This is a genomic window from Limosilactobacillus gastricus DSM 16045 (genome assembly GCF_001434365.1).
Lineage (GTDB): Bacteria > Bacillota > Bacilli > Lactobacillales > Lactobacillaceae > Limosilactobacillus > Limosilactobacillus gastricus.
The window spans coordinates 1-23698 of record NZ_AZFN01000018.1; the positions used below are offsets into that span (position 1 = coordinate 1).

Here is a 23698-nt window from a genome sequence, read left to right on the forward strand (position 1 = left end):
TCTGTCCAACTTAGGGGGTTCACTTCTCAACTGACTTTTTTCATGAGGCGAGTGGGAATCGAACCCACAACCTTCGGTTTAGAAGACCGATGCTCTATCCGATTGAGCTATCGCCCCAAACAATCCTTTTAAGTATAAAAAGGAACTGTGGGCATGTCAATTCTGAATACCTAGAAGATCAATAATAGAGGAAATTTATATGACAAACAAAAATTTACGGGTTCTAAAGACAAAACGAAAATTATTGGATGCACTAATTGAATTAAAACAAGCAGAACATAAGAAAATTACAATTTCTAAATTGATTCAACATGCCCATATTACTAGGGGGACCTTTTATTTGCATTATCATGATTGTAATGATTTCTTGCACGCAATTAATCTTCAGATTGTTGATACTTTGTTTGATTCTTGCATGATTGAGGATGAGAATCAACAGCGGTACTTGTTCTTTCGAACAAGCTTTAATCCACATCCAAAATGATCACCTGGTCTATCAGACACTATTAGCGGATCAACGTGATGATTGTTTATACCAATGCTTGGAAGAACGATTTAAACAAGAAATTGTGAAACATCTAAAAGCAAATGATTCCGTTGGCTTGGAACATTTAATGGTCAACATTAAAGCAACCTTAATGACAGGTGCGATTATGAATGTCATTCATGAGTGGTTATCGTCCGGGATGATTTACAACGGCGCATATTTAGCTAAAGTAATTGAAAGTGGGTTTGATCAGCTAGTTACTCAGGTTGGCGATGATAGCTGGCAGACCTTTTATAAAGGGAAAGTATTGTCTAATTAAGCAGATAATTTAGGTTGAGATGATTGACCAGCAGGCTGGTTTTTGGTATTATACAAATGTTGTATTTGTGAACTGACATCTACAACCGCACGATAACAAGTGATCAAAGCTTTACGCTACTTGTTCGGCGAGTCTAAGATTTAAGGAGGTGCACAGAATGTACGCTATTATTGTAACAGGCGGTAAGCAATACAAGGTTGAAGCAGGACAAGCTGTTTACGTTGAAAAGCTTAACGCTGAAGCGGGTGACAAGGTTACTTTTGACAAAGTTGTCTTCGTTGGTGGTGATGATACTAAGATCGGTACTCCATTCGTAGATGGCGCTACGGTTGAAGGAACTGTTGATAAGCAAGGTAAGGAAAAGAAAGTGGTTACTTTCAAGTACAAGCCAAAGAAGCACACCCACAACAAGAAGGGTCACCGTCAACCATACACTAAGGTTACGATTGACGCAATCAATGCTTAATGGAGTTCTTAGATGATTCGGGCAACTTTTTGGTTAACCGATGATCGACGAGTAATTTCATTTAAGCTGACTGGACATGCGGATGCTGGACCTTATGGTCAGGATATTGTATGTGCAGCGGTATCGGTCCTAGCGATCTCATCGGTCAATGGGTTAGAACAAGTTGTTCATACTCATCCAGAGATTATCCAGGATCAAAACAATGGAGGGTATCTCGAAGTTAAGGATATCGATTTGGGACATGATGCGCAAATTATTATGCAAACATTTCTCAATGGAATCCTTGATATTCAGGATAACTACTCAGATCATATTGAAGTAAAAGTTTTTAATAACTAATCTATTTCTGGAGGTGAATACCTATGATTATGAATCTTCAATTCTTCTCTCACCACAAAGGGGGTGGGTCAACTGCCAACGGTCGTAACTCAGCTGGTCGTCGTTTAGGTACGAAGGCTGCTGACGGCTCATTCGTGACAGCTGGTTCAATTATCTATCGTCAACGTGGTACCCATATCAATCCAGGTACTAATGTTGGTCGTGGTGGAGATGATACTTTATTTGCAAAGACTGATGGTGTTGTTAAGTTCGAACGCCTTGGTCGTGATAAGCGGAAGGTATCTGTATACCCAGTAGCTGAATAAAAATTTAAAGACTTCGTTGATGAAAATCAGCGGAGTTTTTCTTTTGGTCATTGTTTCTACTGATAATGGTGCGTATACTAAGTAAATATTAACAAAGCTTTTGGGGAAGAAAAATGTCGAAACAAGCAAAAGGAATCATCTTGGCGATTGCAGGTGCCTCACTTTGGGGAGGATCTGGTGCGGCCGTTCAATATCTATTTACCGATACCAATCTTAAAACTGAGTGGATTGTTGCCATTCGGATGTTGTTTGCGGGTTTAATGTTATTAATTTGGAGTGTCGGTAAGCAGCGATCACAATTGGTAATGATTTGGCATGATCGTGTCAGTTGGTGGAAGATAATTTTATTTGCTCTGTTGGGGTTACGAACTCGCAACTTTCTTATTTTTTTCGCGGTTAAATATAGTAACGCACCAACCGCAACCGTTTTACAGTATCTTTCACCGATCCTCATTATTATATGGATGGCCTTAGTGACAAAACGATGGCCTCGTCGGATTGATCTTATTTCAATTGTTCTCGCCTTAGTAGGGACCTTTTATCTGGTGACCGGTGGTAATATACGTAGCCTGATGCTGACTCATCAAGCATTAGCTTGGGGCTTGTGGTCAGCCGTGGCTGCTGCATTGTATACTTTGTTGCCTCGGCAGTTAATGCAAAAATACGATGCCAGTGTCATGTGTGGAGTGGCAATGTTCATAGGCGGAATTATCCTTTCACCAATCTTATTCATCGAAGCAGCCCCCCAATTAAATATTTTTGACTGGCTATTGGTCGCTTATGTCGTTATTTTTGGAACTGCGCTGGCCTATACCCTTTTTGTACAAAGTATTCGGTATGTTTCACCGTCTGTGACAGGAATTTTATCCGCCTTTGAACCTTTAGTGGCGACGATTTTAGCGGTGACTCTATTAGGAACCCGGTTAACATTTGCAACCACCCTAGGATCTTTATTAATTGTGGCGACAACTTTGATTCAAGCCATTCCAACTAACCCATTAGCTAAGCGTAAGTGAGGAGATCTTCATGAACATTCGATTAATTCAACCGGCAGATAACTCGACTCTTAAAATGATTATTCAACAAGGACTGGCTCAACATGATCTTGCAATTCCCGGAACAGCTTATTTTGATCCTGAATTAGATGATCTGGCTCGTTACTATGCACAGTCGCAGCTGCGAGATTACTATGTTGTCGAAGATCAAGGAAAAGTAGTTGGTGGAGCAGGCTTTGGTGAATATTTGCCGGATCAAGGAATTGCCGAACTACAAAAACTATATTTTGCTCCGGAGGCGAAAGGACATGGATGGTCGTATCAGTTAATTAATCATATCGAAGAAGCGGCCCGAAAAGCTGGTTACCGAAAATTATATTTAGAGACCCATTCCAATTTAACCGCCGCCATTCATATCTATGAAAAGGCTGGTTTCCATTTATTAGAGCAACCGATCCAAGCAGCTGCTCATCAAACAATGAATCGTTTTTATATTAAAATGTTATCTTAATTCACCCCTAATGGTAGTTTAATCCACTGACAATTAGCGGTTTTTTAATATTAAGGGTGCTAAAATATAAGGGGAGGTTGGCAAATGACAGAACAATTAGATTTGAGAAATCAACCAGCAGAGCGACGGGCAGAAATCGCTCGAACCCGTGAGTTAGTGTTTAAACTCAACCATCAATTACCACAGAGCTCAGAATATTTAGCGACATTGCGAGAATTATTCACTAGTGGATTAGGTGAGCATTGTTTTATTGAAGGACCCATTTATATTAATTTGGCAGCTAATCTTAAAATCGGTAATAGGGTCAGCATTAATCCATACTTTAAATGTATGGCCGCTGGAAAAATTATGATTGAAGATGGGGCCAAGTTAGCAATGGGAGTATCGATTATCACTAATAACCATGATTTATATGAACGTGAGATATTAACAATTGAACCGGTACATATCAAAGAAAATGCATGGATCGGAGCGAATGTAACCATCTTACCGGGAGTTACGATTGGCCAAAATGCGGTTATTGGTGCGGCTAGTGTGGTCACCCATGATGTTCCTGATAATACGGTGGTGGTTGGGAACCCAGCTCGTCCTTTAAAGACTTTAGAATCGTCTAAATTTATGAAGGGAGATTAAAATGACACGACTTGAGCGATTACGAAAACAGTTTGTCAAACAATATATTGACTCTTTGATTATTATAGATCCTGCTAATATTTATTATTTGACAGGGATTGAGTTAATGGCTGGAGATGGACTCTTGTTTGTAACCAATGACCTAGCCGTTATCATTACTGATGATCGTTATGAAACCTATCTCGATGAATTAGAGAACGATCAAGTAATGGGCTTAATAACGCGTGATTATTTCGGTAAATTAGCGGAATTGGTAGGAAAACTAGAAGTCGAAATTGTTGGCTTTGAAAATACGCTATCTTATCGCGATTATGAAAGCCTAGATGATTTAATGCCAGTCGGCATGGTAGCTTGCGATCGGATTGTTGAACGATTACGGCGAATCAAGGATCCCGAAGAACTGAGTAAATTACGGCAAAGTGCTCATGTTCATGATCTAGGATATCAGTACGTTTTATCAATTATAAAACCAGGGATGACGGAAAAAGAAGTGGCCGACCAGCTCGATGCCTTTATGAAACAACATGGTGCTAGCGAAGCCTCATTCCCGACGAATTTAGCCAGTGGTCCTAATAGCGTCAAGACTCATGCCACCGTTTCAGATCGATCAATTCAAGTTGGTGACGTTGTGACCTTAGATTTTGGTTATTTTGTAGATCGCTATACTGCTGATATGACGCGGACCTTTGTGATTGGTCAGGCCACTCCTGAGATTGAAAAAGTCTATCGATTGGTTAATCAAGCCCGACAAGCGGTCATTGATCATATGAAAGCGGGCATGGCTGGTAATATGGCTGATCGGGCCGGCCGGTTTTTGATTGATCAAGCGGGTTATGGACAATACTTTAACCATGGAATGGGTCACGGGATTGGGCTGGCGGTTCATGAATTTCCAGCTAGTTATGGCCCCAAAACGAAAAAACTAAAATTACGGCATCAAGAAATTTTAACAGTTGAGCCGGGAATATATTTACCAGGTAAATTTGGGGTTCGGATTGAAGATGATGTGATTGTTAGTCATGCTGGTGTCGAGGTTATCACCAAAGCCCCTACTGATTTAGTTGTTGCTACTTCTAAGGCATGATTTAGTTGCAATTTATGGATGGATAAGGCACAATTAAACATGGATTAATTTTGTGCAGGAGGTAATATCATGCCTGAAGAATCAACGATTGTGTTAAATCGGGATGAAGATGGAAATATTCAAATTTCACCAAGTGTTTTAGAAATAATTGCTGGAATTGCGGCCAATGAAATTGACGGTGTTTCCAAGATGCATGGATCAATTGCTAATAACGTTGGGGCTTTAATTGGCTTATCTGGTGGCGGACATCGCCGCGGGGTTAAGTTGGCTCATGATCCAGAAAACCTTGTGATTGACGTTGATGTTTATTTAAATTATGGGGTTTCTGTTCCTAAGGTCGCCACCGAAATTCAAACGAAGGTTAGTCAACAGATTGAGTTAATGACCGATCTGCATGTTTCACAAGTAAATGTTCATGTTCAAGGGATTGTCATGCCGAAGCAAGAACAGCAGGTTGATCCGAATAATATCTTTGCTAACGATGAAGAAGAAGGTGCCTAATTGTGAGTTTTAGTCGTCATCGACTTCGGGAAGCAGCTTTTCAGACCTTATTTGCTTTAGATGCTTCACCGGAAATCGATCAGTATCCAATTTTTCAAGAAGTCTTGACTTTGAATCCTAAGGAGCCCGTTCCAGAATTTGCTCAACAGTTAGTTGACGGGGTTTTATCACATCAGGATGAATTAGACGAAAAAATTAGTGCTAGTTTAGCTAAGGGATGGACCTTAGCCCGAGTTGCCCGGCCTAATGTAATCATTTTGCGGTTAGCAATTTACGAATTAGAATATGATCAATCAACCCCAGCACCAGTGGTAATTAATGAAGCTTTACAATTAGCGAAAACGTTTAGTGATGATAAATCACGTCGCTTTGTAAATGGCGTGTTAGGTAATATAACTGGTCATCAAGCAAGTGAATAAATATACAAAACCGTGAATAAAGGGCTGCCTTTATTGGCGGTTTTTATGTTAGAATTAAAACCAGAATTTAGAATTAGAGGAGACGAGCTTGTGGAAATTCTCAATGGAAAAGCCGTGGCAAAAAATCTAAATGAGCGGACCGCTAAACGGGTCGCAACCTTAAAAGAACGGGGCATTACTCCCGGAATTGCAGTGATTTATGTTGGCGATGATCCAGCCAGTGCTATTTATACGCGTAATAAGGATAAAATGGCTTTGCGGTTAGGGATGAATTCTCAATTAATGCATTTGCCGGCAACGGCTACGCAAGAAGAGGTGATGGCGGTCCTACAAGAATACAACCAAGACCCTATGATTCATGGGATTCTGATTCAATCACCATTGCCAAAACATTTGGATGAACACGCGCTAGTACAAGCGATCCGTCCGGATAAAGATGTCGATGGTTTTCACTCAATGAATGTTGGACGTCTCTATAATAATGAACCAGGTAATTATCCAGTTTCGTGTACTCCACGGGGCATTATGACAATGCTAGATCATTATGGAATTGAATTAGCTGGTAAACGCGTGGTAATCATGGGACGTAGTATTTTGGTGGGGCGGCCCTTGCAAGCACTCTTGATTAATCGAGATGCTACCGTCACGATGGTTCATCGACATACCAAAGACCCGGAAGCCTTTACCCGACAAGCTGATATTTTAATTGTTGGGATTGGGCAGCCCCAAGCTGTAACCAGTGAGTTGGTTAAACCAGGGGCAATTGTAATTGATGTAGGGATTCACCGGACAGAAAAAGGCAAGCTAATTGGTGATGTGGATTATGATTCGGTCAAAGAAGTAGCGGGAATGTTAACGCCAGTACCAGGCGGTGTAGGTCCGATGACCATTGCCAGTCTGATGGCGCAAACGGTTGATTTAGCCGAGTGGAGTATTCGAGATGATCAATGAGCAAGAATGCTTAACAGTTGCCCAAATAACTAAATATATTAAAACCAAATTTGATGTTGATCCTTATTTAAATCAAAAGGTTTTATTGGTCGGCCAATTAACCGATTTTCGTCAGCGATCGGGCCATCAATATTTTTCATTAAAAGATGATGACGATAAGATCACAAATCCGGCTAAAATACGAATTGTGATGTTTAAGAGTGCTTTTCAAAAGGTAAAATTTCAGCCTGAAAATGGTATGAAAGTCGTGCTTCAAGGTTGGATTAGTGTCTATGAGCCGACGGGAAGCTATCAGTTTTATGCTGAACAAATGGAAGTTGCAGGAGTGGGTTCCTTACAGATTGCTTTTGAACAAATGTATAAAAAGCTTAAAGCGGAAGGCCTATTTGATCGGCCCCATCGTTTAATCCCGCCTTTTCCAAAGCAAATTGCGGTCGTTACCAGTCCCAATGGAGCGGTGATGCATGATATTATCACGACCATGCGGCGGAGAAATCGATTAGTTCAATTAATATTTTATCCCACGCGGGTGCAAGGCGAAACCGCGGCTAATGAGATTGCGACTCAAATTGAACACGTTAATCAAGACGGCGGTTATGATGCTTTAATCATTGCGCGTGGAGGTGGCTCTTTAGAGGATCTGTGGCCGTTTAATGAAGAAGTGGTTGGTCGATCGATTGCGGCTTCGACAATTCCTGTGATTTCTTCGATTGGTCATGAAACAGATACAACAATTGCGGACTTAGCAGCAGACGTTCGCGCTGCGACCCCGACGGCCGCGGCTGAAATCGCCAGTGCATGGGAATTGTCAGATGTTGTGGCGACTGTTGACGAATTGCAAATTCAATTATATCGGCAAATGAAAAATCGGCTGCAAGATTTAAAACGGTATGTAGCAAGTTTAGTCGATAATTCAATCCTGCAAACGCCAGATCGTTTATTAGCTCGGTCAATGCAACAAGTTGACGAATTACTTCATCAGTTAACAACAACTTTAAATAGTGAGCTGCAAGTGAAAGAACGCCAGTATCAACAAATGCGCGATCGGTTGATTAGTCAATCACCAACCAAAAAGTTGGCACGACAAAATCTGTTACGAGTGCAAATCAGTCAACAATTAATACATGCATATCAATCGCAACTAAGCGCAAAACAAGCATTACTTACAAATACAAGCCAACAATTAAGGTTTGCTTATCAAGCTCAACTAAATCGTCAAAGACAATCTCTAAAGAATTTAAATCAACAAGTAACGACCATAAGCCGCCAGCTTATAAGTGAAGAGAATTATCGCTTAAAAGGTTTAGAGCAAGTTACGGATGCTTTAATTGATCAACTTGATTCCTTGAGCCCGTTAAACCTATTAAAACGCGGCTATACATATGTTACTGATGAGCAACAAACCGTCATTACTGGGATGGATCAATTAGAACTTGGTCAAACTGTTGAACTCCATTTTGCAAATGGAAAGGCTCTAGCGGAAATTAAGAATAAAGAAGATGAGGTTTTATAAATGCCAGCGAAAAAGAAACAACCAACCTTCGAGGAGCAACTAGCTTCCTTACAAAATATTGTTAAAGACTTACAACAAGGTGAATTATCTCTAGATGAATCAATTAAGCAGTTTAGTGATGGAATGGAAATTGCTAAAAATTTAAAGCAACAATTAAATCAAGCCGAGGCAACCTTGGCTAAATTAGTTGATGAAAACGGCGAATTACAACCAGCAGAAGATGCCGGTGATGATCTAAGTAATAATGGGGTGCAAAATCAAGGATATCAATCACAATTTACTAGTAAAGATCAGGAAACAGATGATAATCCTTTCTAGGTGGTAAAGATGCAAACATTATCAGAATTACAAGCGCGGGTTAATCAGTACTTATTGACGAACTTGGCGGATGATATTGATGAAGCCACTTTATCAGCGGCCATGAATTATTCCGTGGATGCTGGCGGGAAACGACTCCGACCGACCATGACGTTAATGGTAGCGCAGATTTTAGGCGTGGAACTGAATTCGGATGTCTTAAGAGCAGCTTGTGCCCTCGAATTACTGCATACATATTCATTAATTCATGATGATTTACCAGCAATGGATAATGATGATTTAAGACGTGGTAAGCCTACGAGTCACAAGCAATTTGGTGAGGCGATCGCAATTCTAGCCGGTGATGGTCTTTTAACCTTGGCATTTCAATGGTTAACGGATAATCAATTATCATCCAATGTTAAAGCGCGCTTAACTTTAGAATTATCAAAAGCCGCAGGCCCTGCTGGCATGGTGGTGGGACAAGTTCGCGATATTTTAGCTACTGGTGAAACTTTATCAATTGAGCAACTACAAAAGCTTCATGCCCAAAAAACTGGGGCTCTTCTGGAATACGCCACCGTTGCTGGTGGTGTGATTGCTGAAGTTGATGATGAAGTAAGTGATGAGTTAGCAAATTTTGGGGCCTTGTACGGACTGGCTTTCCAGATTTATGATGATATTTTAGATGTAACAGCTACGTCATCAGATTTAGGTAAAGCTACCCATAAAGATGCAGAGCGTGGCAAAAACTCCTATCCGGCTTTATTGGGTTTACCTGGCGCTGAAAAAAAGTTATCGCAGGTTTTAACAGCAGCAAAAGTCAGTCAAGAACGGTTAACTACTTTAACACAAGCTGATTTTACAGGGTTAGATGAATTATTGGCTTATTATAATTGAAAGGAAAATGAATGGGAAAAGAACGTGTCGATGTCTTATTAGTTCGCCAAGGCTTATTTGACTCACGAGAACAAGCTAAACGAGCAGTAATGGCCGGTGAAGTCCTTGGAAAAAATAGTGAACGACTCGATAAACCAGGGCAAAAAATTGATGAAACTACTACCTTTCGATTAAAGGGGAAGAAGATGCCCTATGTTAGCCGAGGGGGCTTAAAATTGGCTAAAGCTTTACGAGTTTTTGAGATTTCCGTTAAAGATAAGATTGTGCTCGATATTGGATCATCCACTGGTGGCTTCACTGATGTGATGCTCCAAAATGGGGCTAAATTGAGTTATGCCTTAGATGTTGGGACGAATCAATTAGTTTGGCAATTACGGGAAGACCCGCGGGTTGTGGTGATGGAACAAACTAATTTCCGCTATAGCAAGTTAGAAGATTTTACGGCTGGACAACCAGAATTCAGTTCCATTGATGTCTCCTTCATTTCGCTTCAATTAATTTTTCCACCACTGGCCGAGATTTTACCGGTAGGCGGGCAAGTGGTAGCCTTAATTAAGCCTCAATTTGAAGCTGGTAAAGATAAAGTAGGGAAACATGGCATTGTGAAGGATCCCAAAGTTCACCGTCAAGTGATTAACCAAGTGATTGGATACGCTAAGGAAGCGCATTTTGATGTTTTAAATTTGGATTTTTCACCCATTAAAGGTGGACAAGGCAATATTGAATTCTTAGTTCATTTAAAACTAAGTGATCAGCCAGGAATTGTCAGTCAGGCAATTAACATTGATCAAGTGCTAGCAAGAGCTAAACAAGAATTAAATACGCAAGAATAAAGGTGAGTAGATGAAAAAATCCGAACGCCAACAATATATTCAACAATTTATTGAACAAACAGACATTGCGCGTCAAGAAGATTTAGTGCAATGCTTTTTAGATATGAATGTTGTAGTTACTCAGGCTACTATTTCTCGTGATATTAAAGAAATGAAACTAATTAAAGTGGTTGGTGAAAATGGGGTAGCCCATTATCAAATGCCAATCAATCGACTGAATAATCGACGAAATGAGGCTAGTAATGTAAGGGCACCTTCTGCCATGATTAATGGTGCCGATATTTTACAGGTTAATCAATTAAATAATTATGTCTCGATTTCGGTGGTTCCTGGTCACGGACCGATGGTTGCGATGGTAATTCGGCAGGGGGACTTTCCACACGTTTTTACTGCCATTGGTGATGATTCAACAGTCTTGGTTGTTTGTGACACGGAAAAAGGCGCCCGTGAATTGCAAACGTATATTGCTCAATTAGCATAGTTGGTAGGTGATAGTATGATTCAAGAGTTAACGATTGACAATTTAGCCATCATTGATCATTTAACCCTTACTTTTGCTGATCATATGACGGTTTTATCAGGAGAAACCGGGGCTGGGAAATCAATTATTATTGATGCAGTCGGCCTGTTAGCTGGTGGAAGAGGATCACAAGAGTTTATTCGACGTGGCGCTGAAAAGCTTAGTCTACAAGGTCAATTCACCTTACCAACCGACCAGCTTATGCTTGAACAACTTGATCAGCTAGGAATTCCTTATGATGAATCGGGCTTAATTATTAGTCGAGAAATCCATCGAAATGGTCGTAACACCATTCGAATAAATGGAACTTTAGTCAATACGACCATTTTAAAACAGGTTGGACGGGGGCTGGTTGATATTCAAGGGCAAAATGAACATCAACAGTTGATGCAACCGGAATCACATTTGGGAATGCTAGATCAATACGCCCAACAAGAAGTTGATGAAATTAAGCAAGATTATCATACTTTATATCAACAATATCGACATTTATCCGAACGGGTTAAAGCGAAAAAAGCGAACGAACAGCAGTGGGCGCAACGTTTAGATATGTTACGCTATCAGGTTAATGAAATTGAGGAAGCTAACCTATCACCTAATGAGGAAGAAGAATTAAGACAAGAGCGAGAACGTTTAAGTCATTTTCAGCAAATCAATGATGCCCTACTAACGGTTGTTGGCATGTTAAATGAGAATGAACCAGTGCCGGTTTTAGACCAGCTTGGTGCTTCGATGCAAGAGCTAGCGGCGATTGCCACTTATGATCAGGATTATCAAGACCTAAGCCAAACTTTTGATGAGGCTTATTACTCTCTGCAAGATGTGGCTGATCAAGCTAGTCGCCAATTAGATAACTTAGAATACGAGCCAAGCCGACTCAGCGAAATTGACGAGCGACTCACTCAAATTGGAAATTTAGAACATAAGTATGGAAGCACAATCAATGATATCCTGACTTATTATGATCAAATTAGCCAAGAATTATCAACAATGGAAGAAGCAGCCCATTCTGATGAAGATTTAGACGATCAGATTGCGCAATTGGCTACGCAATTAACCAAGTTAGGGCAAAAGCTCAGTCAAGTTCGTCAGCAGGCTGCGGAGCGGTTAGCCCAATTAGTTGATCAACAACTACATGATCTATACATGGAAAAAGCCATTTTTAAGGTGCATTTTGAACAGGTTCCTGCAGGTCAATTTTTAGCAACCGGAATTGATGATGTCGAATTTTATATTCAAACTAACCAGGGAGAATCGATGGGACCCTTAGCTAGAATTGCTTCGGGTGGCGAATTGTCTCGGGTGATGTTAGCCTTAAAAACAGTGTTTGCTTCTGCAGAAGGGGTAACTAGTATCGTCTTTGATGAAGTTGATACAGGGGTCAGTGGCCGAGTGGCTCAAGCAATTGCTGATAAAATTCGCTTAATTGCTCAACATTCGCAAGTCTTATGTATTACTCATTTACCGCAAGTTGCGGCCGTGGCACAACACCATTTCTTGATTCGAAAAGCAGTTCATGATCAGCGGACGATTACAACTGTTAGCACTTTAAACGAACAACAACGGGTTGAAGAATTGGCGCGGATATTAGCTGGGGAAACGGTGACTGAATTAGCTTTAGAGCATGCCCAAGAGTTATTAGAAATGGCGAAAGAGAAAAAATAGAAGCTCGTAATGAGCTTCTATTTTTGGCTAAAATTAATATAAGAAATTTGTTTAGAACTGAAAAGATAGGTTAATTCATGATCTTTTAGCTGATAAAAATTATGATGGAGAGGTTTTATAATTCCACTAATGGTTATTAAACCTCCAGCTGCTGAGAGTGGTTTGATTTGCAAAGTTACCGGACTAGCGGTGTTGACAGCAATACTGAAACGTTGGGAAATAATTGCTTTGGTTAATTTGGGTAGCGGTTTACTTTGTTGGAGACGTACTGGATCTTCATCGGACGATGAGAAAAAATTGTTAAAACGATTGACTAAATAATTTGCACTACGATCCAAAAGTGATGTTTTAAGTTGTCGCATATTTTTTCCTCCGAACATTCGTTTGTATAAAATTATTATACGAACAAATGTTCAAAAAGGCAAGAAAGAAAAATTTTTAAGCTAGTAACTAGTTTGGAAATCCAGTACCAAGACGGTCTAATTCGTGTTATAGTAATTACATTAATTCAAATTTATAAGAGGTGTTAGCGGCATGGCTAAACGTGGAGTATTAATTGTCCTTTCGGGCCCATCCGGAGTTGGGAAAGGAACGGTCAGAAAAGCGCTATTCGATCAACCAGGTAATGATTTTCAGTATTCGATCTCAATGACGACACGACAACCACGTGAAGGCGAAGTTAACGGTAAGGATTACTTTTTTGTTACTAAAGAAGAGTTTGAACATGAAATTCAGACCGGCGGAATGCTTGAGTATGCTAAGTATGTTGACAATTATTACGGAACGCCCTTAAAATATGTTAATGAAACTTTAGAGTCCGGCAAAGACGTTTTCTTAGAAATTGAAGTTAATGGGGCAATGCAGGTTCGTTCACGGACGTCAGATGGCGTATTTATTTTCTTGACCCCGCCTGACATCATGGAACTGAAGCATCGTTTAATTGGTCGTGGGACTGAATCAATGGATGTCATTGATGAACGGATTAAAACGGCTTTTGATGAAATCCGGATGATGCAAAATTATGATTATGCTGTTGTGAACGATGAAGTAAGCAATGCCGTTGAACGAATTAAAGAAATTATTCGGACTGAGCATTTACGGGTTAATCGAGTCATGCCCGACTATTTAGAAATGTTAGGAGAAGCTAACCAATGATTTTATTTCCATCAGTTGACAAATTATTAGAACGAGTTGATTCACGTTATTCCTTAATTATGCTTGCTAGTAAGCGGGCCCATGAGATCGATAAGTATCGTGAAGATAAATTTCGGGCCGATCATTCGGATAAACCAGTTGATATGAGTGAAGACAAACCATTATTGCTTGATCATTATGAATCAAACAAGTCTGTTGGGATGGCTTTAGAAGAAATTGAGGCTGGCTTAGTAACGATCGATACTGAAACGAAAGATTAAGCAAATACTATTTGACGGGTGGATCAAGATTAAACTTGGCTACCCTTTTTTTATGAGGACGACAAAATGGCAAAAATTGTGGTATACGTAAGCGGAAGCGTGGCGGCCTATAAATCGTTCAGCCTTGTCCGCTCTTTGCAAAAGCAAGGACACGAGTTGCGGGTGGTAATGACAAAGTCAGCGCAAGAATTTGTTGGCCAAGCCACTTTCGCATCGTTATTACACCAACCAGTCTTGACGGATATGTGGGCACAAACTAAACAGGGGCATGTTCCCCATATTGAATTAGCTGATTGGACGGAGCTAGCAGTGGTGGTTCCTGCCACTGCAAATATTATTGCTAAGTTGGCGAATGGTATTGCTGATGATACCGCAACTAGCACGTTGCTAGCGACAAAAGCTCCCAAATTAATTGTTCCGGCGATGAACAATCACATGTGGGATAATCCAGCTACCCAGCGGAACCTAAAGTTATTGCAAGTAGATGGGATTACGATTTTGGATCCCGACGAAGGACTATTGGCCGAAGGGTATGCTGGGAAAGGACGAATGCCAGCGGTTGAGCGCATTGTCAGCGCTATTCAAGAGTTACTTTCTGCTCCCTTAAATGGTCAACGCTTAGTGGTCACAGCTGGTGGAACCCGTGAACCGATTGATCCGGTTCGATTTATTGGGAATCGGTCATCTGGTAAAATGGGAATTGAAATTGCCCGTGCGGCGGCTCAAAGTGGATACCAAGTTGATTTGATTGTCGGTCAGATTGAAGTGAACCTACCAAAGAGTGAGCGAATTCATATTACGAAAGTAGAAACAACCGAAGAAATGTTTCGGGTAGTCGATCAAGCCTTTGTTGGAGCAGATGGATTAATAATGGCAGCCGCCGTGGCTGATTATAAGGTTGATCATCCAGCGGACCAAAAAATTAAGAAAACAAGCGCAACATCGACTTTGAGTGTAGATTTAACCCAAGGGCCAGATATTTTAGCAACGATGGGGGCGAAAAAACAAGCTAGCCAATTCGTTGTGGGTTTTGCGGCCGAAACTGATCATTTGGATGATCATGCGCAAGCAAAATTATCCCGTAAACATGCGGATATGATTGTCGGTAATAATGTCACCCAGGTAGGTAGTGGCTTTGGAACTGATACTAACCAGGTGACGATTTATCAACCTAACCAAGCACCGCAACAGTGGAAACAAATGTCAAAAACGGCGGTGGCAAAGAATTTAATTCAATTCATTCAGGAATTACGATAGATAAAGGAGATTATGATGGCGGATCTGGCGCAAGTTGTGGTTGATGTCCCAACCATGCAAACTAATCAACCATATACTTATTTAATACCAGACCGCTTAGTTGAGATTGCGCAAGCTGGGATGCGGGTAATTGTCCCGTTTGGATCCGGTCATCGGGAAGTCCAAGGTTTTATCGTTGGCAAGTCGCCGCAGACTGAATATGATGGGGAACTAAAACCAATTTCGGCTGTAATGGACTTGAATCCAGTGGTTAATTCAGAACTATTGCAACTGAGTCATTGGATGGCGGAGACGACTTATGCTTTTTGGATAACTTGTTTGTATACCATGTTGCCAAACCTGTTGAAGGCGAAAAGTCAACGGATGGTACGAATAATCGATGAATTAAGCGAAAGTGACCAAATGGCTTTATTTGGTAATCAAGATGAACTTGATTTTTCAAAAGTTCAACATGATCCGGAAACGGTCCATAAGTTAAGCCAACTTCAACGTGATAAGAAAATTGAGTTCGTTTATCAAGTTAATGATCGTGCCCGAGTGAAGACTGTGACGGCCATTAAGGCAAGTTTGAGTTTTGAACAATATGAAGATGAATTACAAGGAATTGCCAAAAACGCTAAAGCACAACATCAGTTAATCCTGTATCTACAAACACTAGGTGATCAAGTGGTTGCTTTAAAAGAGGCCCAAGCTACAACAGGATTAAGTTCAGCCACTTTTAATTTGGGACAATCTCGTGGTTGGTTGACGAAAGTTCAACAAGAGGTTTATCGTGACCCTTTTTTACAAATTTCGGTAGCTCAAAAGCAGACCTTAACTTTAAATAGCGAACAAAAGGTTGCGGTTGATACCATTGATCAAGCCATTGAACAATCAATTGCTCAAACTTTCCTATTACAAGGGGTTACGGGAAGTGGAAAAACGGAAGTATATTTACGAGTAATACAAACAGCGCTGGATCAAGGTAAGACGGCCTTGATGCTAGTGCCGGAAATTTCCTTAACACCGCAAATTGTTGGACGAGTTCGGAGTCGCTTTGGCGATCAAGTGGCGGTCTTACATAGTGGACTGTCGAACGGCGAACGCTACGACGAATGGCGACGAATCAGTCGTGGTGTTGCCAAGGTCGTGGTAGGGACGCGTTCGGCGATTTTTGCTCCCCTCGAAAATATCGGGGTAATTATAATGGATGAAGAACACGAAGGAAGCTATAAGCAAGACGAGTCACCGCGCTATCACGCTCGTGAGGTTGCTAAATGGCGTAGTGATTTTCATCATGCTCCCTTAGTGTTAGGGTCAGCCACCCCAAGTTTAGAAAGTCGCGCTCGAGCTGAAGCAGGTTTATATCAACGCTTAGTACTTTCCAAACGAGCTAATCAACAGGCTTTACCGCCAATTGAGATTGTTGATATGCGACCAGAGGTTCAAAAAAAAGGGGAAACCAATTTTTCCCAACGATTATTGTCTGCCTTACATGCTCGGTTAGAACGGCATGAGCAAAGTGTGCTCTTGTTAAATCGACGAGGATTCTCTTCTTTTGTCATGTGCCGGGATTGTGGTTATGTTTTAAAGTGTCCGAATTGTGATATTTCCCTGACTTTACACATGGATTCACATTCGATGAAGTGTCATTATTGTGGTCATGAGGAATCGATTCCCAATCGTTGTCCGCAATGCCAAAGTCGGCGAATAAGTTATTACGGTACGGGAACGGAAAAAGTCACCGCTGAATTAGGAGAATTATTACCTAATGCGCGCATCATTCGAATGGATGTCGACACAACCAGACGAAAGGGAATGCACCAAAAGTTGCTAGATCGGTTTGGCAATCATGAAGCCGATATTTTGCTGGGGACTCAAATGATTGCTAAAGGACTAGATTACCCCAATGTAACTTTAGTGGGCGTTTTAAATGCCGATACGGGGCTAGATTTACCTGACTTCCGAGCGGCGGAACGCTCTTTTGATTTGTTAACGCAAGTAAGCGGTCGGGCAGGGCGAGCTAATAAGGCTGGTCAGGTAATTATTCAAACCTTTAATCCCGATAATTATGTCATTCAGTTGGTTAAAGAACATGATTATGAACGTTTTTTTGCCACTGAAATGAATTTACGTAAATTAGCGGCTTACCCGCCTTATTATTACACGGTGCGGATTATGGGAAGCCATCCTGATGAAAAAGAGGTGGCGAAGGCCATGTTTGAAATTCGTCAACAATTGGATCAGGTCACGGATTCGAGAACGATCTTCCTAGGCCCCACGCCCCGAGCAATTGCTCGATTGAAAAATTGCTATTATTATCAAATTATTATTAAATATCGCCTGGACCAAAAATTGCATTCCTTGTTAAGCCAAATAATGCATGAGGCCCAAAGCAAATATAGTCGAGATCTGCAAATCAGTATTGATCCAGATCCACAATATTTCATTTGAAAGGAAGAAAGGACAATGACTTCAATAGTTTTTATGGGGACTCCGCAATTTGCAGTTCCAATTTTGCAAGCATTGATTGACGATCCTCAATATGATGTCTTAGCAGTGGTCACTCAACCTGATCGTCGAGTGGGGCGAAAACATGTTTTGACGCCGACCCCAGTGAAAAAGTTAGCGGTGACGGCTGGAATTAAGGTTTTTCAACCTGAAAAGATTAACCATAGTCCAGAAATGGAAGCCATTATCGACTTATCACCCGACCTGATGATTACAGCGGCCTTTGGTCAGTTTTTACCAAGCAAATTATTATCAGCTGCTAAGATTGCGGCGATCAATGTCCATGGCTCACTTCTACCGAAATATCGAGGTGGGGCGCCAATTCAGTATGCGGTCATGAATGGTGATCAAGAAACGGGAGTTACCATCATGTACATGGTTAAAGCTATGGATGCAGGGGAGATGTTGGCACAAAAAGCCATTCCAATCACCAAGGACGATGATGCTGGGACCATGTTTGATAAATTAAGTCTGGTTGGCCGAGATCTCTTGATGCAGACTTTACCCCAATTAGTGGCTGGAACTATCCAGGCGAAACCGCAAGATGAAAGTCAAGTTGTCTTTTCGCCCAATATTAGCCGGGAACAAGAGCGAATTGATTATCAAATGACGGCCCACCAAATCGATGAACACGTCCGGGGCTTACGTCCTTCACCGATCGGTAATATGGTGATTGATGGGATTGTTACTAAAATTTATGATGTAACGCCCCTAGAAGAAAATACATCGTTAGCAGCTGGTAAAGTAGTTCGTCTTGGAAAGCATGAGTTAGTCCTAGCGGCTGGTCAGGGGACGACTTATCGGATTAATCAATTAAAACCTGCGGGGAAACCATTGATGGACATTACCGCTTATTTGAATGGCCACCAACAATTAGAAGTAGGAGCACAAGCAGTAACTGATGAAAGTGAGTCAAAATAATGCTCGGGAAGTTGCTTGGCAAATCTTGCAACAGGTTCGTCAACAGCATGCCTATTCCAATTTACAATTAAATCAGAGCCTTCACCAAGCTGATTTAAATGATGCTGATCAACGTTTGGTCACTAATTTGGTTTATGGTGTATTACAACACCAAATTACTTTAGAATATTGGCTGGCACCGTTTATTAAGGGCAAAAAGGTGACTCCGTGGGTCCAAACGCTTTTATTAATGACCTTGTACCAATATCATTATTTAGACCGGATTCCTGATTGGGCCGCCACCAACGAAACTATTGAAATTGCCAAAAGGCATGGCAATCCTGGTATTCGGAAATTTGTGACGGGTGTCTGCCACGCCATTTTACGACAAGGGGTAGCGGATCTAAATACTATTAAAGACCCAATTCAGCGACTAAGCGTGGTCGCTAGTTTACCACAATGGCTTATTGAAAAGCTCAGAGAGCAGTATGGAATGCAAGTGACCCAAGCGATTGCAGCAGCAGTTAATCAGCCAGCTAATCAGAGTTTACGGGTTAATATAAATCTTACTAATACGGAAGCAGTGCAAGCAGAACTGGAAACAGCTGGTTTTGAAGTGAAACCAAGTCCTTTGGCCGCAAATGCCTTCATTTTAAAAGTGGCAGTGTAACGGAAACAACTGCGTTTAAAGAAGGACGGATCACCATCCAAGATGAGAGCGCCATGTTAGCAGTTGAAAGTATGCATCTCAAACCTGATGATTTGGTTTTAGATGCCTGTGCTGCACCAGGTGGAAAGACGGTTCAGATTGCGGAAAATTTAACCACTGGCAAGGTGGTGGCGCTCGATATTCATGCCCATAAGGTCAAGCTAATCGAACAAAACGCACAACGGATGCAAGTAGCCGATCGGATTCAAGCGACTCAACTTGATGCACGTAAAGTTGATGAACGTTTTGCTGACGAAACTTTTGATAAAATTTTGGTGGATGCCCCATGTAGTGGTTTTGGCCTGTTGCGTCGAAAACCAGAAATTCGTTATGATAAGACTTGGCAAGATAGTCAAAACCTACATCGGATTCAAGGGGCCATTTTAGATTCAGTCGCCCCAAAAGTAAAAAAGGGCGGTATAATTACTTATAGCACGTGCACTATTTTAGCAGCCGAAAACGATGGAACAGTCCAAGCTTTTCTGGCGCGTCATCCTGAGTTTGAGTTAATGACGACGCAAACCGCACGGGCAATAAAAGCTGATCGTCAGTCTAAGACTTTGACGATCTTACCAAATGAATATAATTCGGACGGCTTTTTCATTAGTAATTTAAAGCGGGTCCGTTAAGGAGTTTTCTCAATGCAAACAGCCTTTTTGACTGATGTTGGCTTAAAACGATTAGATAATCAGGATCGGGTTGCAATAACGACAGCCCCCTCAGGTAGTCAATTATTAATCATTGCGGATGGAATCGGGGGAAATCAAGGTGGTAGTAAAGCCGCCACGATGACCGTCGATTTTTTGGGGAACACCTTTTTAAGTGATACACCAGCGACTCCGGATGAAGCAAAGCGCTGGTTTTATCAATATGTCCAAACTATTAATGATCAAATTTTAGAAACTGCAAATCAAGATCCTCAATATAGCGGGATGGGGACGACCTTAGTTGCCGCGATTGTGTTGGCGCCAACGGTGATTGTTGCTCATATAGGTGATAGTCGGGCTTATTTACTGCACGATGATACTTTAAATCAATTAACGCGTGACCACACCTTAGTTAATGAATTGGTGCGGATTGGTGAATTGACTCCTGCGCAAGCTAAACAATCACCACATCAAAATGTGATTACTCGAGCCGTAGGAGTAGCTGAAGTAGCGGAACTTGAAGTCAATGCTTACGTGCTCGGGCAAGGAGATGTATTCATGTTATGTTCTGATGGCTTGTACAAGGGAGTCACCAATAATCAGATGCAACGCATCATCAAAATGAAGCGCATTTCAGTTCAAGAAAAATGTCATCGGCTAATTAGTCGTGCCTTAAAGACTGGTGGAGCTGATAATATTAGTGTCTTGATTTGTCAAAATACTCCAAAGAGAGGTTAGCTCATGAAAGCCGGATATGTACTCAATGATCGATATAAGATTATTCGATCATTAGGAGAAGGTGGCATGGCCAACGTCTACTTGGCCCGTGATTTGGTTTTAGATCGGGATGTTTCTGTCAAGGTTTTGCGCCTTGACATGCGTGATGATGAAAATACTAAGCGGCGGTTTAATCGAGAAGCCTTAGCGGCTACTGAATTAAATGATCCGCACATTGTCGGCGTTTATGATGTTGGTGAAGAAAATGGCATGCAGTATATGGTAATGGAGTATGTGGAAGGGACGGATTTAAAAGCCTTTATTCAAGCTCATCCCCATTTATCAGTTGAAACAGCAATTACTATCATGACACAAATCCTCCAGGGGGTCGAAGTTGCTCACCAGCATGGAATTATCCACCGTGATTTAAAACCACAAAACATCCTAATTAACCATCAAAAACAGATTAAAATCACTGATTTTGGGATTGCGACGGCGTCAAATGCCAACGCTTTAACGCAAACTAATACCCTTTTAGGGTCGGTTCATTATTTATCGCCAGAACAAGCGAAAGGTAGTGTAGCGACTAAGTGTTCCGATGTGTATTCCTTAGGAATTATTTTGTATGAACTCCTGACGGGGCAAGTACCCTTTGAAGGTGAGACGGCAATTTCAATAGCGCTTAAACATTTTCGCGATGAAGTGCCTTCAATTCGCTCTTTAAATCCAGCTGTCCCACAGTCGTTAGAAAATGTCGTTTTAAAAGCGACTGCTAAAGATCCAATAAATCGGTATCAATCAGCCCAAGCAATGCTAGATGATTTATCAACGGCTTTAAATTCTGATCGGATTAATGAACCACGTTTTCAAGCGACCATGGCTGATGACGAAACAAAGGTTTTAGATGTTCAACAATTCAAAGATCTTGATGCGGCCCAGATAAAAGATACCAATCATTCGCGGAGTGATACCCGCGAATTAAAGTTAAAGCATCAACGCCGGCGAATTCGGCGTCGCTGGTGGTTCCTGGTTTGTATGCTTTTAATTGCTTTAATTACTGGTGGTGGCCTTTACTATTACTACAATCAAATGACTAGTGTTCCTGATTTGTTTGGGGATACTAAAACTGAAGCGCAAGATGAATTAGCTTCTCATCATCTTAAATTAGGCGATGTTACCATGCAATATAGCTCGGTAGTTGCTAATGGTCATGTTATTAAAGCGACCGGGAAACAAACCAAAAAATATGGTCAATCAGTTAATGTCATTATGAGTCGGGGAGTTAAACGTTATACTCTTGATGACTATACTGGTGAAAATTATCAGAACGTGGCTGAAATTTTACGGAATAAAGGATTCACGGTCCATAAGGAAACGGTCCATTCGGCAGATTATGATAAAAATACGATTATCAAACAAAGTATTGCAGCTAATACTGTCGCTCATCCAGGTAGTGATAGCATTACCTTGACGGTTAGCTCAGGTAAAGATACGGTTAAGGTACCAAATTTCAAAAATAAGAGTATCAGCGATGTTCAAGCATACGCGACCAAGCATGGCTTACAATTAACCACACTTACGACGCAAGATAGCAAAGTAGCAGATAATCATGTAGTTAGTCAACAACCAGCGGTTGGTAAGAAGCTTTCCCAAGGTGACACCTTAACGGTGACGGTCGCGACCTCTGCTTCCAGTGATACCGAAAAAACGACTAACATCCAAGTGACGATTCCCTATGATGATGACTATAAAGAAAATAAGGTTTCAATTTATATTCGTGACGACGACCACAACTATGGAACGGTTTATCAAACGATGACCATTAATCAAGAAACAACGGTAAATCTCCAATTTAAATTACGGAATAACTCAACTGGTTCTTATCGGGTCATTCGAGATGGACGAACCATCATGAGTGTTAATAACATTACTGCTTGAAACTAGAGGATAAATATTTGCAAACAGGAATTATTCAACAATCGTTAAGTGGCTTTTATGATATTTTAAGTGATCATCAAATTTTCCGAACCCGAGCGCGCGGAAATTTCCGCAAGCGGGGCATCAAGCCGGTGGTCGGTGATCGGGTAGAATTCGAAGAAGGTTATTTGTTAAAAGTTCTACCACGTGATAATCAGTTAATTCGGCCGATGGTGGCTAATGTTGATGTTGCGGTGGTGGTGACGGCCGTGAAGGAACCGGGATTTTCAACTAATTTGTTAGATCGACAATTAATTGCTTTAGAAAGTCAGCAAATTGTACCGGTGATCTACTTTACTAAAACGGATTTATTGTCAGATCAAGAAGCTCAGGAATTTCAATCTGTTATCAAGGGGTATCAGGAAATTGGTTATGCCACTTTCTTTAGCCGGCCACCGTTTGAACAAGCGCTTTTAGATAATTTGATGACCGCTTTAGATGGTAAAATCGTTACCATGATGGGTCAAACCGGGGCTGGAAAATCAACTTTACTTAACCATTTGGCTCCTGACCTAAATTTGGCAACGGGTGAAATTTCTAATGCCTTACAACGGGGGAAACACACCACGCGAAAAGTCAGCCTTTTACAAGTACAAGGGGCACTGGTCGCAGATACACCAGGCTTTTCGTCCTATGAAGATTTTCCAATGACGGTGCAAGAATTGCCTGATTATTTCCCAGAAATGCGGCGGATTAGTGGAGGCTGCCGTTTCCGTGGATGTCTTCATTTAAAGGAACCAGGTTGCGCCGTGAAGAAAGCGGTTGAAGATGGTATAATAATGACCAGTCGATATGAAAACTATCAACAATTCCATGAATTGATTATTAATCAGAAACCAAAATATTAA

The 23698-nt window shown here is 41.1% G+C and carries 27 protein-coding genes, 1 tRNA gene, 1 pseudogene and 1 other annotated feature; of the genes and pseudogenes, 27 read left to right on the forward strand and 2 right to left on the reverse strand.

Annotated features, from left to right (window positions below; translation table 11 throughout):
- Positions 1 to 43 precede the first annotated feature (43 nt).
- A tRNA-Arg gene (locus FC60_RS06670) sits at positions 44 to 117 on the reverse strand.
- A gap of 82 nt (positions 118 to 199) precedes the next feature.
- On the opposite strand from FC60_RS06670, the gene FC60_RS09825 reads away from it, so the two are divergent.
- The 18 genes from FC60_RS09825 to recN all read left to right on the forward strand — a co-directional run bounded on the left by FC60_RS09825 (position 200) and on the right by recN (position 12738).
- Entirely contained in the window at positions 200 to 484 is a 285-nt protein-coding gene (locus FC60_RS09825; RefSeq protein ID WP_056937659.1) for a TetR/AcrR family transcriptional regulator, read from the forward strand.
- On the forward strand, positions 426 to 806 hold the full coding sequence (locus tag FC60_RS06680) for a TetR-like C-terminal domain-containing protein (protein WP_162252186.1): 381 nt from the start codon (positions 426 to 428) through the stop codon (positions 804 to 806). The genes FC60_RS09825 and FC60_RS06680 overlap by 59 nt, the downstream gene beginning before the upstream one ends.
- 73 nt (positions 807 to 879) lie before the next feature.
- Positions 880 to 951, forward strand: a sequence feature (ribosomal protein L21 leader region).
- A gap of 12 nt (positions 952 to 963) precedes the next feature.
- On the forward strand, positions 964 to 1272 hold the full coding sequence (rplU, locus tag FC60_RS06685) for a 50S ribosomal protein L21 (RefSeq protein ID WP_007122177.1): 309 nt from the start codon (positions 964 to 966) through the stop codon (positions 1270 to 1272).
- A gap of 12 nt (positions 1273 to 1284) precedes the next feature.
- Positions 1285 to 1611 carry a ribosomal-processing cysteine protease Prp gene (locus tag FC60_RS06690; RefSeq protein WP_056937661.1) on the forward strand — a complete coding sequence of 109 codons (327 nt, stop codon included), beginning with the start codon at positions 1285 to 1287 and terminating at the stop codon, positions 1609 to 1611.
- A 23-nt stretch (positions 1612 to 1634) separates the two neighbouring features.
- A complete protein-coding gene (rpmA, locus tag FC60_RS06695; protein ID WP_007122175.1) occupies positions 1635 to 1916 on the forward strand; it encodes a 50S ribosomal protein L27 in 282 nt (93 codons plus the stop codon).
- A gap of 113 nt (positions 1917 to 2029) precedes the next feature.
- Complete coding sequence (locus FC60_RS06700) at positions 2030 to 2932, forward strand: DMT family transporter (protein ID WP_056937662.1); 903 nt, start codon at positions 2030 to 2032, stop codon at positions 2930 to 2932.
- Positions 2933 to 2942: 10 nt separating this feature from the next.
- Positions 2943 to 3422, forward strand: a complete 480-nt coding sequence (locus tag FC60_RS06705; protein ID WP_056937663.1) for a GNAT family N-acetyltransferase — start codon at positions 2943 to 2945, stop codon at positions 3420 to 3422.
- Between the two features lie 84 nt (positions 3423 to 3506).
- The gene (locus FC60_RS09785) at positions 3507 to 4055 is read left to right on the forward strand and encodes a DapH/DapD/GlmU-related protein (RefSeq protein WP_056937664.1); all 549 of its coding nucleotides are present in this window, start codon (positions 3507 to 3509) and stop codon (positions 4053 to 4055) included.
- A 1-nt stretch (position 4056) separates the two neighbouring features.
- Entirely contained in the window at positions 4057 to 5139 is a 1083-nt protein-coding gene (locus tag FC60_RS06715; RefSeq protein ID WP_056937665.1) for a M24 family metallopeptidase, read from the forward strand.
- A gap of 69 nt (positions 5140 to 5208) precedes the next feature.
- Entirely contained in the window at positions 5209 to 5640 is a 432-nt protein-coding gene (locus FC60_RS06720; protein WP_007122171.1) for an Asp23/Gls24 family envelope stress response protein, read from the forward strand.
- 2 nt (positions 5641 to 5642) lie between these two features.
- Positions 5643 to 6059 (forward strand): transcription antitermination factor NusB, encoded by a 417-nt coding sequence (gene nusB / locus FC60_RS06725; protein WP_056937666.1) that lies wholly within the window; start codon positions 5643 to 5645, stop codon positions 6057 to 6059.
- A gap of 45 nt (positions 6060 to 6104) precedes the next feature.
- Positions 6105 to 7010, forward strand: a complete 906-nt coding sequence (gene folD / locus FC60_RS06730) for a bifunctional methylenetetrahydrofolate dehydrogenase/methenyltetrahydrofolate cyclohydrolase FolD (RefSeq protein ID WP_007122169.1) — start codon at positions 6105 to 6107, stop codon at positions 7008 to 7010.
- Complete coding sequence (xseA, locus tag FC60_RS06735; RefSeq protein ID WP_056937667.1) at positions 7000 to 8523, forward strand: exodeoxyribonuclease VII large subunit; 1524 nt, start codon at positions 7000 to 7002, stop codon at positions 8521 to 8523. Before folD ends, xseA begins: the two co-directional genes overlap by 11 nt.
- Positions 8524 to 8841 (forward strand): exodeoxyribonuclease VII small subunit, encoded by a 318-nt coding sequence (locus FC60_RS06740; RefSeq protein ID WP_056937668.1) that lies wholly within the window; start codon positions 8524 to 8526, stop codon positions 8839 to 8841.
- A 9-nt stretch (positions 8842 to 8850) separates the two neighbouring features.
- A complete protein-coding gene (locus FC60_RS06745; RefSeq protein ID WP_056937669.1) occupies positions 8851 to 9720 on the forward strand; it encodes a polyprenyl synthetase family protein in 870 nt (289 codons plus the stop codon).
- 11 nt (positions 9721 to 9731) lie between these two features.
- The gene (locus FC60_RS06750) at positions 9732 to 10553 is read left to right on the forward strand and encodes a TlyA family RNA methyltransferase (protein WP_056937670.1); all 822 of its coding nucleotides are present in this window, start codon (positions 9732 to 9734) and stop codon (positions 10551 to 10553) included.
- Between the two features lie 10 nt (positions 10554 to 10563).
- Positions 10564 to 11034: an arginine repressor gene (locus FC60_RS06755; protein ID WP_056937671.1), complete on the forward strand. Its 471-nt coding sequence runs from the start codon at positions 10564 to 10566 to the stop codon at positions 11032 to 11034.
- Positions 11035 to 11049: 15 nt separating this feature from the next.
- The gene (gene recN / locus FC60_RS06760) at positions 11050 to 12738 is read left to right on the forward strand and encodes a DNA repair protein RecN (protein WP_056937672.1); all 1689 of its coding nucleotides are present in this window, start codon (positions 11050 to 11052) and stop codon (positions 12736 to 12738) included.
- 17 nt (positions 12739 to 12755) lie between these two features.
- Here recN and FC60_RS06765 read toward each other — a convergent pair whose 3' ends face one another.
- Complete coding sequence (locus tag FC60_RS06765) at positions 12756 to 13100, reverse strand: hypothetical protein (RefSeq protein WP_056937673.1); 345 nt, start codon at positions 13098 to 13100, stop codon at positions 12756 to 12758.
- 172 nt (positions 13101 to 13272) lie between these two features.
- Between FC60_RS06765 and gmk the strand changes: the two genes are divergently transcribed.
- The 9 genes and pseudogenes from gmk (at position 13273) to rsgA (ending at position 23698) form a co-directional block, all read left to right on the forward strand.
- Positions 13273 to 13893 (forward strand): guanylate kinase, encoded by a 621-nt coding sequence (gene gmk / locus FC60_RS06770; RefSeq protein ID WP_007122339.1) that lies wholly within the window; start codon positions 13273 to 13275, stop codon positions 13891 to 13893.
- Positions 13890 to 14153 carry a DNA-directed RNA polymerase subunit omega gene (gene rpoZ, locus FC60_RS06775; protein WP_056937674.1) on the forward strand — a complete coding sequence of 88 codons (264 nt, stop codon included), beginning with the start codon at positions 13890 to 13892 and terminating at the stop codon, positions 14151 to 14153. Before gmk ends, rpoZ begins: the two co-directional genes overlap by 4 nt.
- A 66-nt stretch (positions 14154 to 14219) precedes the next feature.
- Complete coding sequence (coaBC, locus tag FC60_RS06780; RefSeq protein WP_056937675.1) at positions 14220 to 15410, forward strand: bifunctional phosphopantothenoylcysteine decarboxylase/phosphopantothenate--cysteine ligase CoaBC; 1191 nt, start codon at positions 14220 to 14222, stop codon at positions 15408 to 15410.
- A gap of 15 nt (positions 15411 to 15425) precedes the next feature.
- Positions 15426 to 17843, forward strand: a complete 2418-nt coding sequence (gene priA, locus FC60_RS06785) for a primosomal protein N' (protein WP_056937676.1) — start codon at positions 15426 to 15428, stop codon at positions 17841 to 17843.
- Between the two features lie 15 nt (positions 17844 to 17858).
- The gene (gene fmt, locus FC60_RS06790; RefSeq protein WP_056937677.1) at positions 17859 to 18821 is read left to right on the forward strand and encodes a methionyl-tRNA formyltransferase; all 963 of its coding nucleotides are present in this window, start codon (positions 17859 to 17861) and stop codon (positions 18819 to 18821) included.
- A pseudogene (gene rsmB / locus FC60_RS06795) lies at positions 18802 to 20138 on the forward strand (16S rRNA (cytosine(967)-C(5))-methyltransferase RsmB). The gene fmt and the pseudogene rsmB overlap by 20 nt, the downstream one beginning before the upstream one ends.
- A 12-nt stretch (positions 20139 to 20150) precedes the next feature.
- Entirely contained in the window at positions 20151 to 20894 is a 744-nt protein-coding gene (locus FC60_RS06800) for a Stp1/IreP family PP2C-type Ser/Thr phosphatase (RefSeq protein ID WP_056937678.1), read from the forward strand.
- A gap of 3 nt (positions 20895 to 20897) precedes the next feature.
- A complete protein-coding gene (gene pknB / locus FC60_RS06805) occupies positions 20898 to 22811 on the forward strand; it encodes a Stk1 family PASTA domain-containing Ser/Thr kinase (protein ID WP_056937679.1) in 1914 nt (637 codons plus the stop codon).
- A gap of 17 nt (positions 22812 to 22828) precedes the next feature.
- Positions 22829 to 23698 (forward strand): ribosome small subunit-dependent GTPase A, encoded by an 870-nt coding sequence (gene rsgA / locus FC60_RS06810; protein ID WP_056937680.1) that lies wholly within the window; start codon positions 22829 to 22831, stop codon positions 23696 to 23698.

Coding starts and splice junctions, on each gene's coding strand:
- FC60_RS09825 (WP_056937659.1), top strand. CDS start 200: ATGACAAACAAAAATTTACGGGTTCTAAAGACAAAACGAAAATTATTG.
- FC60_RS06680 (WP_162252186.1), top strand. CDS start 426: ATGAGAATCAACAGCGGTACTTGTTCTTTCGAACAAGCTTTAATCCAC.
- rplU (WP_007122177.1), top strand. CDS start 964: ATGTACGCTATTATTGTAACAGGCGGTAAGCAATACAAGGTTGAAGCA.
- FC60_RS06690 (WP_056937661.1), top strand. CDS start 1,285: ATGATTCGGGCAACTTTTTGGTTAACCGATGATCGACGAGTAATTTCA.
- rpmA (WP_007122175.1), top strand. CDS start 1,635: ATGATTATGAATCTTCAATTCTTCTCTCACCACAAAGGGGGTGGGTCA.
- FC60_RS06700 (WP_056937662.1), top strand. CDS start 2,030: ATGTCGAAACAAGCAAAAGGAATCATCTTGGCGATTGCAGGTGCCTCA.
- FC60_RS06705 (WP_056937663.1), top strand. CDS start 2,943: ATGAACATTCGATTAATTCAACCGGCAGATAACTCGACTCTTAAAATG.
- FC60_RS09785 (WP_056937664.1), top strand. CDS start 3,507: ATGACAGAACAATTAGATTTGAGAAATCAACCAGCAGAGCGACGGGCA.
- FC60_RS06715 (WP_056937665.1), top strand. CDS start 4,057: ATGACACGACTTGAGCGATTACGAAAACAGTTTGTCAAACAATATATT.
- FC60_RS06720 (WP_007122171.1), top strand. CDS start 5,209: ATGCCTGAAGAATCAACGATTGTGTTAAATCGGGATGAAGATGGAAAT.
- folD (WP_007122169.1), top strand. CDS start 6,105: ATGTTAGAATTAAAACCAGAATTTAGAATTAGAGGAGACGAGCTTGTG.
- xseA (WP_056937667.1), top strand. CDS start 7,000: ATGATCAATGAGCAAGAATGCTTAACAGTTGCCCAAATAACTAAATAT.
- FC60_RS06740 (WP_056937668.1), top strand. CDS start 8,524: ATGCCAGCGAAAAAGAAACAACCAACCTTCGAGGAGCAACTAGCTTCC.
- FC60_RS06745 (WP_056937669.1), top strand. CDS start 8,851: ATGCAAACATTATCAGAATTACAAGCGCGGGTTAATCAGTACTTATTG.
- FC60_RS06750 (WP_056937670.1), top strand. CDS start 9,732: ATGGGAAAAGAACGTGTCGATGTCTTATTAGTTCGCCAAGGCTTATTT.
- FC60_RS06755 (WP_056937671.1), top strand. CDS start 10,564: ATGAAAAAATCCGAACGCCAACAATATATTCAACAATTTATTGAACAA.
- recN (WP_056937672.1), top strand. CDS start 11,050: ATGATTCAAGAGTTAACGATTGACAATTTAGCCATCATTGATCATTTA.
- FC60_RS06765 (WP_056937673.1), bottom strand. CDS start 13,100: ATGCGACAACTTAAAACATCACTTTTGGATCGTAGTGCAAATTATTTA.
- gmk (WP_007122339.1), top strand. CDS start 13,273: ATGGCTAAACGTGGAGTATTAATTGTCCTTTCGGGCCCATCCGGAGTT.
- rpoZ (WP_056937674.1), top strand. CDS start 13,890: ATGATTTTATTTCCATCAGTTGACAAATTATTAGAACGAGTTGATTCA.
- coaBC (WP_056937675.1), top strand. CDS start 14,220: ATGGCAAAAATTGTGGTATACGTAAGCGGAAGCGTGGCGGCCTATAAA.
- priA (WP_056937676.1), top strand. CDS start 15,426: ATGGCGGATCTGGCGCAAGTTGTGGTTGATGTCCCAACCATGCAAACT.
- fmt (WP_056937677.1), top strand. CDS start 17,859: ATGACTTCAATAGTTTTTATGGGGACTCCGCAATTTGCAGTTCCAATT.
- FC60_RS06800 (WP_056937678.1), top strand. CDS start 20,151: ATGCAAACAGCCTTTTTGACTGATGTTGGCTTAAAACGATTAGATAAT.
- pknB (WP_056937679.1), top strand. CDS start 20,898: ATGAAAGCCGGATATGTACTCAATGATCGATATAAGATTATTCGATCA.